The organism is Granulicella mallensis, from assembly GCF_014203225.1.
Classification (GTDB): domain Bacteria; phylum Acidobacteriota; class Terriglobia; order Terriglobales; family Acidobacteriaceae; genus Granulicella; species Granulicella mallensis_A.
Genome location: NZ_JACHIO010000005.1, coordinates 368,713 through 375,732 on the forward strand (window position 1 = coordinate 368,713; position 7,020 = coordinate 375,732).

A 7,020-nucleotide genomic window follows, 5' to 3' on the forward strand; every position below is an offset into this window, starting at 1 on the left:
GCTGGACGGGATGCTAGAGCAGTATTGCTGATACTATCCCCCGGAAGACGGAGAGGAGTGTCGTTTTTGTTGAGAAAAACGACCTTGAGATTCATGCCCTCGGGTATACCTTCAGCAATACTGCTTTAGTGGCTGGCGACTGTCTGCTCGGCCAGATGGTGGAGCTCGTCGCTGTTGGTGGGACGGGTGTAAAACATGTGGCCGCCAGGGAATTCGTGAATGGAGACCTGCTTGGCGAGGGTTGGCGGGAGCTCGTTCTGGGTGAGGATTGAACCCATGAAGGGGCAGGAGAGATCGTTCCAGCCATGAAAGACGACGACGTGGAGTTTGGGGTCGGCGGCGATGGCTTCGCGAAGGTCAGGTACGGAGCCGCGCTCGGTTTCGCGGTTCTGGCGGTCCCAGAGGTTGCCTACCTCAGACGAGAGCAGGTCGTAACGCGCTTCGGACTTCCAACCGACGGTGACGGTGACGAAGTTGACCATGGCTTCGGTGATGGTGGCTTTGCCACTTTCGAGGATGGGATCGCCGGACTGCTGGAAGGAAGAGTAGGGAAAGGGGTCGGGGTCGGTGACATTGGAGTCGTAGACAGAGCCAATGGTGCCGTTCTCGCGATGGATTTCCCGGAGGAAGGCGCGAGTTTCGAGGCGGCCCCCGGAGTGTTTGACGAACTCGGGATCGAGGCCGGTCATTTCAGTGACGTGCTGGATCATGGCATTGGTGGCGGCTGGGTCGGAGGGACCTTTGATGAGGGTAGAGGCGTACTCGCCTTCGTCGTAAGCGATGACGTCCTTCATGGCCTCGGGGGTGAGCTTGCCTTCGTTTTCAAGGTGAGCGGCGGTAATCGCGGGGAGGGTAATCATCCAGGGGACTGGTGAGAGATTGCCGTCGCCAAAGCTGGGGTTGAGATAAGGGCTGACGAGGAAGAGGCCGTTGACGCCCACGCCGAGGTCCGCCTGTAGATAGTGCGTAATTCGAGGACCGCGGTAACCGCCATAGCTCTCGCCCAGAAGATATTTCTTGGAGGGCATCCGCTCGTTCTTGGTCAGCCACTTGTAGATGACCGTGGAAAGGTACTCGACATCCTGGGTGGGGCCGTAGAAGAGCTTGCGGCTCTCCGCCTCATCCACGAGAGATCGGGAGTAGCCGGTGCCGATGGGGTCCAAAAAGACCTCGTCCGTGAAATCGAGCCAGGTGCCGGGGTTATCGGTCAGGGTGGGTGGGTCGGAGGGGGAGTTGCCGGCGTTGCCGAAGATGACGTGCTTGGGGCCGACGGCACCGAAGTTGAGATAGCCGGAGGCAGCACCGGGGCCGCCGTTGAAGGCGAAGAGCACGGGACGGTTGGTGTGGTCGCCATCGAGAATGTAAGAGGTGAAGACGACTTCGCCGGTGGGGTGGCCGTCAGGCGCGGTGAGTTTGATGGTACCGACGGTAGCGGTGTAGTGAAGGGTCTTGCCGTGAACGCTGATGGTCTGAGCGACGGATTTGTCGGGGGAAAGGGGCTCGAGCTTGATTTCGGCGGGCTTGGCGGGAGTGCCGGTTGCGGGCGAGGCCTGCGGGGGCTGGCCGCCGCGCTGAGCGAGAAGCGCGGAGGAGCCTAGCGCGGACAAAGAAAGGGGCAGGAGGACTGTACAAGTGAACCGCTTGAAGACCATGGGAGATATGGTAATTGTGTTTGAGCGCGCAGTGCGGGGATGCAGAGGATTTGCTGTTGCTTTTGCTTCTGAGATAGGCCCGGACATGGAGGAGAGGAAGGGAGGAGGCTTTAGCCTCGGGGACATGCCTTCTTCTCAACGGGGTTAAGTCTGCAGTCGCCTGGTTCGTTGCGAGGCCGCATGGAGCAAAAGGATGATGGCCGCCAGAATGACCCAGCTCTCCAGGCACGAGAAGCCCGCAACCCACCATCTGGATTGCCTGAATACAGGCCAGAGGTGGAACGCTACATGCATGATCAAAATGGTGTGTATGGGAACCAGAAAGACCGTGGATAGCGCAAGAACCGCCCTGGCCTGGAACGACTTCGGATGCCGGAAGACAAACAGGAGCGCCAGAAGGATGATGCCGGTGTTGTAAGTGCGCTGGTAGATAGGCAGTAGCCCGATCAAGCTGATGGCAGAGAGGAGCAGCCAGCTCTTTTGAGGGTCGTGAGCGTGCGACTTTCGCAGGAGGATCAACCACCACAGCACCAGGAGAGATGCCGTGGTCCACGCCAGCACATTTGCCAGGGGGATGCTATGGAAGATGGCGTAAAACGGCATCTGCAGGTTGATGCAGGCAGGGTTGGGACCGAAGAAGGAAGCGGCTCCATCGTAAGAGAACAGATAAGCAGTGTTTTCCCGTAAGTGAAGAATCCAGTCTCGTCCAACCGGCGCAAGGTAAACCAGGGTGAAGAGAGAGATGGCGGAGACAAAACCTGCGCAGAGGCCGAGCAGTTTCCATCGTTTCCCCAGAAGAAATAAGAGCAGGGCGGGCGGGCCTATGGTCGGTTTGATGCAAAGGCACAAGGCGAGCAGCAGCGCGGCGCCGGCGTCGTTTTCTTCATGGGCCAGCAGGAGACTCAGGAGAAACAGGATGCAGGTGATTGCACTGGGGTTCGCCAGGCGGATGGCGGTGTGCATGGGTGCCAGTCCAAAGGCAAAGGCGAGAAAGAACCAGCGGCGGGAGCTATGCCAACTGGTGTTGATCAGGGCCGAAAAACGGATAACAAGCAGCGTATAGAGCGCGGTGCATAACAGCACGTAGAGGGCGCGCGCGGCGACCCAGCGAAAGAGTGCCAGCGGAAAGAAGAGCGGGAGTGCGGTAGGAGGATAGATCGGGCGCTGGGCAGAGTCGTCGAGGCCTATGTCAGGATCGGCGCCGCGAGCCACCCATTCCTCCAGGACCCCGGGGTACTTGTAGGGATCCTGGTGATGCATCAGCCTTATGGCAGCAATATAAGGTGCTGCCATATCGTTGCCCTGCTGGTGCATGGCGAGAACGGGGCCCCTCACGAGGAACTCCGCGAACGCGAGCACTGTCAGCAGAATGGCGAGTTTGAGGCGCAGGGTACTCGAAACTGGAGATCGGTGTTCGGTCACGGAACCTGTCTACTCATACGAGAGAGCATCGATGGGATCTTTGCGTGCTGCTTTGAGCGCGGGATAAAAGGCCCCGAGCAGAGCTCCGGCCAACGCGATAAGGACGGCTTTGATGTCCCATTCCAGTGTGAGTTGGAAGCTCAGGGTCGGGTTGATGTGGGCGTGCAGGAACCAGCGCAGCACATAGGTTGCGACGACTCCGATGAAAATGCCGGCTATGGCCAGCAGCATGGTCTCGCGCAGCACGACGGAGACGATGCTGAATTGCCCTGCGCCCATTGATTTGAGAATACCGATCTCTCTGGTTCGCTCCATGACGGCGGTGTACATCGACTGGAAGATGACCATAAACCCGATGATGGTAGCAATGCCGATGATGACGTTCAACGCTGGTTTGAAGCCTGGCAGGTGGTCGGGTGTGAGTGTGGAGAGATACTCCTGGATGGTCTGTACGCTGTACTGCTGCATGCCGTCAGTATTCAGGATTTCGTTGCGAACATCCTCCTGGAACTTTGGTTGGTCCTCCGTCTTTAGGTAGAAGGCCGCGGCCTTGCCGGGATTGCCGTCAAGCTGGTCCATGGTGGCGAGAGGGATGTATTTGCGTCCGCCTTTGCCGTGCTCGACGATGCCTCGGACCGTGAAGTCGTGGTTGAGAATCTTGATCGTGTCGCCGACCTTAACGCCCTTGCCCTTCGTGGCTTCCAGGTCGTCGATGATGGCGTCGAAGGGCTGCTGGAAAGGAGTTCCGCTGATAAAGACGAAAGGTTTCAGCTCGTTGTAGCTGGCGTAGTCGATGCCGGAGATGTTTTCGAGCGAGGCTCCGGTGGTGAGTTTGATGTTCACCGGAGAGACGACCTGAACATGTGGGAGCTTGCGGAGCACATCGGCGATACGAACGTCGGCGGCGGCGGCGCTGGTATTGAGCAGTGCGCCGGCGGTGCCGGGACGCACGATCATGTCCATGCCGATGCCGGATTGCTGGGTGCGGCTGCCATTGAGGATGCCGTAGAAGATCGCCACGACCGAGAGGATCATGATGACTTCGATGGCGACAGCGAAGGCGCTGATGACCGAGCGAAGCGGACGATGGACCAGATTGCCGACAATGAGTTTGTTCATAGGGTTACGCTAAATTTCCAATTGTGGCTGGGGAGAGCACCAGCTTTTTGATAATCATGCCATGCCGAAGGTGCGTTCGGCGGTTGCAGGCGCGGCCTTTTCAGGATCAAAGATAGAGCTGACGACCGGAAGGACGTACCTGCAGGCAAAGGCGAGAATCACCATGTATTGCGTCGTGGCTACCATGCCGAAAAGGCCACCCACAGCGCCCTCTGGACCCGTATGTGCGACGACCAGGACCGCGATGATCGCGGCGGGATGACTTCGGACATCGCCCAGGAACCAGGAGACGATAAAAAAGACAGCAGCCATACAAAGAGGCGCAACGAGAAGCACGCCGGTCAACCCGCCTTCGCGATAGAGATCGGCAGAGAGTCCAAAAGAGACGCTGGTGGAAACATCATCGTCGGTGATGGCGCCGACCTGGTGTCCGTAGAGGTTGCCAAAGTAGACGAAAGGTTTATCGGGCCAGAAGACGCGAGGAATAATGTTTTCCGCACTTTCCACCATAGGCTGGTAACCCATGGGGCCGTATTCTTCCGTTACTCCAATGAGCGCATCATCGGGCGACAGCATCTGAAGCCTGTCAAGGAGACCCATGGAGTGATCGTAGTAAGCCAGCTTGCCGTATACTCCGGCGGTACTTTCTGCATTTGCCTTGACGACTTCATCCATGTGGGTAAGCAGATGGGCGGCGAGCCTTGCATTGTCTAACCCACCTCCCTGGCTGAAGATTCTGCCGTATTGCGAGTAAGGAGTCGCGTACGCGTAGGCTACATAGATAACGATCACGAGCGAGATGATGTTGACGATCTTCAGCCTGTAGCGGCATATTGCGGCCGCGAGAACCCAACAGAAGGCGGGACCGAAGAGAGCCTGCTTGGAAAAGCTCAAGAGCCCTTCTCCCGTTGAAAGCGCAAACAGGAAGACCAGCCAGGGGGTAACGCTGCGCTCTCCATGGCTGGAGCGAATGGTATACATCACGCCCAGAATGAGAGCGAAGGGCAAAAAATGATCGCCGTTATAAATGGTCTGGATGAGGCTGCCCGATATCAGCCCTACTGCGGCAAGCGCATAAATGACCTTGAGAAACAGGGCTATAGCCGTTGAGCCTATGTAGACAGAGCGCAGGCTCGGCATGGGAAGCCGGGCTTGAATAAAGGATTTACGGGGCCGGAAGCGGCTTTCGACATAGGCCCCGAACAGCATCGCCAGCATCCCGAAGAGGTAGACCTCCATCGTGAGCTGGGGGGTAAGCAGGTTGCTGTTGGCCGGTTCGCCTATGCACGCCTTCACGACAAGACCTACGATGGCTGTGAGCGTGGCGTTAAAGAAGATGTAGGCGCCTACGGGGCGATCCAGGCCTCCGGCGATATTGAAAGCTGCCGTCGCGGTAAGAATGAAGGCGAAAGAGCAGAGCGCAAACATCAGTTGCGTCTGCTCGAAGATCTGCACAATGAAAAGTGCCGTGGCGAACGTGGTGGCCCAAGCATAGGAAATCCGCTCTGGATAAGGGATATGCATTGGACATCTCATTCTAGCAAAGCAATTTCGCAGGCCTGCAGACATCCTGTTGTTTTGACAGGAATGCCATCGTCGATAGGAGAAGAACTATTCGGGTGAGGGCTTGCAGCCGGGGGTAACTTCTTTATTAGTATGAGTGGAAGCACCCGTAACGATTTAGGTGCGGTAGCGAATGCTCATTCGCGATCTTTATATAGTTCGTGGCATTCTGGCATGGGATATATGCTGGCTCCTTCCGGAACAGGGAATGGGGGCAGCCGGTTTCACAAGAGGTAGATGCAGGAGCGAAAGATACTTGCGTGGGCTCCGGGAGCGCCACGGCACGGTCTTCGCAGGGCCACAGTAATGTCGATCTGCTCTTGTAGCAGAGATCGGGTCCGCCAGTATGGCGACACGGTTCGCATAGCCGAACCGTTGGAGATCGAAGGTGTCCTTCGGCAGAGACTTGCAACTGGAACGTGAAAACCGCGGGGTGTCGCTGGAAGAGCTCGCACAGGGCACAAAGGTGCCGTCGCGCTTTTTGTGCGCCCTGGAAGCCGACAACTTCAGTGGCCTGCCCGGTGGCGTCTTCAATAAGGGGATTGTCAGCAGCTACTGCCGCCACCTGGGGATCGCGGAAGAATCGTGGCTCGCGCGGTTTGCCGCCAGTACCCATACCAGTAGCGATGAGCGGGACTGGGCGGTCTTTGCGGAAAACGTAAAGCGCAATCGCGTACAGATGGGAACGGGCATGCGCCAGCACTGGTGGGGCGTGCTGCTGCTTCTGATCGTTCTTGTCGCGCTGGCCTGGGTGACCTGGCACTACGTCATTCAGCCCGGAGTGCGTCCCTACGGCGTGTTTTCCTCGAGCATGCTCCGGCTGCCGGAGAATCCTGGTTCAGGCTTGCAGGGCCCCGGTGCCTGTTAGGGCGTGTCCTCAAACTCAAAGGTTCAAGCTATGGGTGCGGGTGAAGTTAGAGCTCAGTTTTTTGTTTTGAAGGGGCGGGGTTTCAGCCCCGCCGTTAGAAGCAGCCATATACAGTGACTTTAGTCACTGAGGAGACGGTGCAGAGGGGAAGCCTGCGCTCTTCCGCATGCAAGAGCCCTCTACAAGGGCTTTCGATCCGCAGGTCGAAGATATTCCAACGGATAGTGTCGCTGGCTAAATAGACATCGCTCCCTCCGCGGCTGAAGCCGCTTCAGGTGTTGTCCCAACGGCGGGGCTGAAGCTGTACGGACTCATGACATCCTTTACACATTGTCTCCAGACATCCTTTACAGATTTGTGGGGGGTGTCTGGATGTCGTGGAGGCATGTGGAAGTC

5 protein-coding genes are annotated in these 7,020 nt (G+C 57.7%); 1 reads left to right on the forward strand and 4 read right to left on the reverse strand.

What is annotated here, in order from left to right; genetic code table 11:
- Nucleotides 1-125: 125 nt before the first annotated feature.
- Genes HDF15_RS07885 through HDF15_RS07900 form a run of 4 tightly spaced genes read right to left on the reverse strand, consistent with a single transcriptional unit; the run spans nt 126 to nt 5,717 of the window.
- Nucleotides 126-1,778: a S10 family peptidase gene (locus HDF15_RS07885; RefSeq protein WP_260330913.1), complete on the reverse strand. Its 1,653-nt coding sequence runs from the start codon at nt 1,776-1,778 to the stop codon at nt 126-128.
- An 18-nt stretch (nt 1,779-1,796) separates the two neighbouring features.
- A complete protein-coding gene (locus tag HDF15_RS07890; RefSeq protein ID WP_184254358.1) occupies nt 1,797-3,074 on the reverse strand; it encodes a glycosyltransferase family 87 protein in 1,278 nt (425 codons plus the stop codon).
- Nucleotides 3,075-3,083: 9 nt separating this feature from the next.
- The gene (locus tag HDF15_RS07895) at nt 3,084-4,193 is read right to left on the reverse strand and encodes an ABC transporter permease (protein ID WP_184254360.1); all 1,110 of its coding nucleotides are present in this window, start codon (nt 4,191-4,193) and stop codon (nt 3,084-3,086) included.
- A 54-nt stretch (nt 4,194-4,247) separates the two neighbouring features.
- The gene (locus HDF15_RS07900; protein WP_184254362.1) at nt 4,248-5,717 is read right to left on the reverse strand and encodes a hypothetical protein; all 1,470 of its coding nucleotides are present in this window, start codon (nt 5,715-5,717) and stop codon (nt 4,248-4,250) included.
- A gap of 427 nt (nt 5,718-6,144) precedes the next feature.
- Between HDF15_RS07900 and HDF15_RS07905 the strand changes: the two genes are divergently transcribed.
- The gene (locus tag HDF15_RS07905; RefSeq protein ID WP_184254364.1) at nt 6,145-6,624 is read left to right on the forward strand and encodes a RodZ family helix-turn-helix domain-containing protein; all 480 of its coding nucleotides are present in this window, start codon (nt 6,145-6,147) and stop codon (nt 6,622-6,624) included.
- Nucleotides 6,625-7,020: the final 396 nt, after the last annotated feature.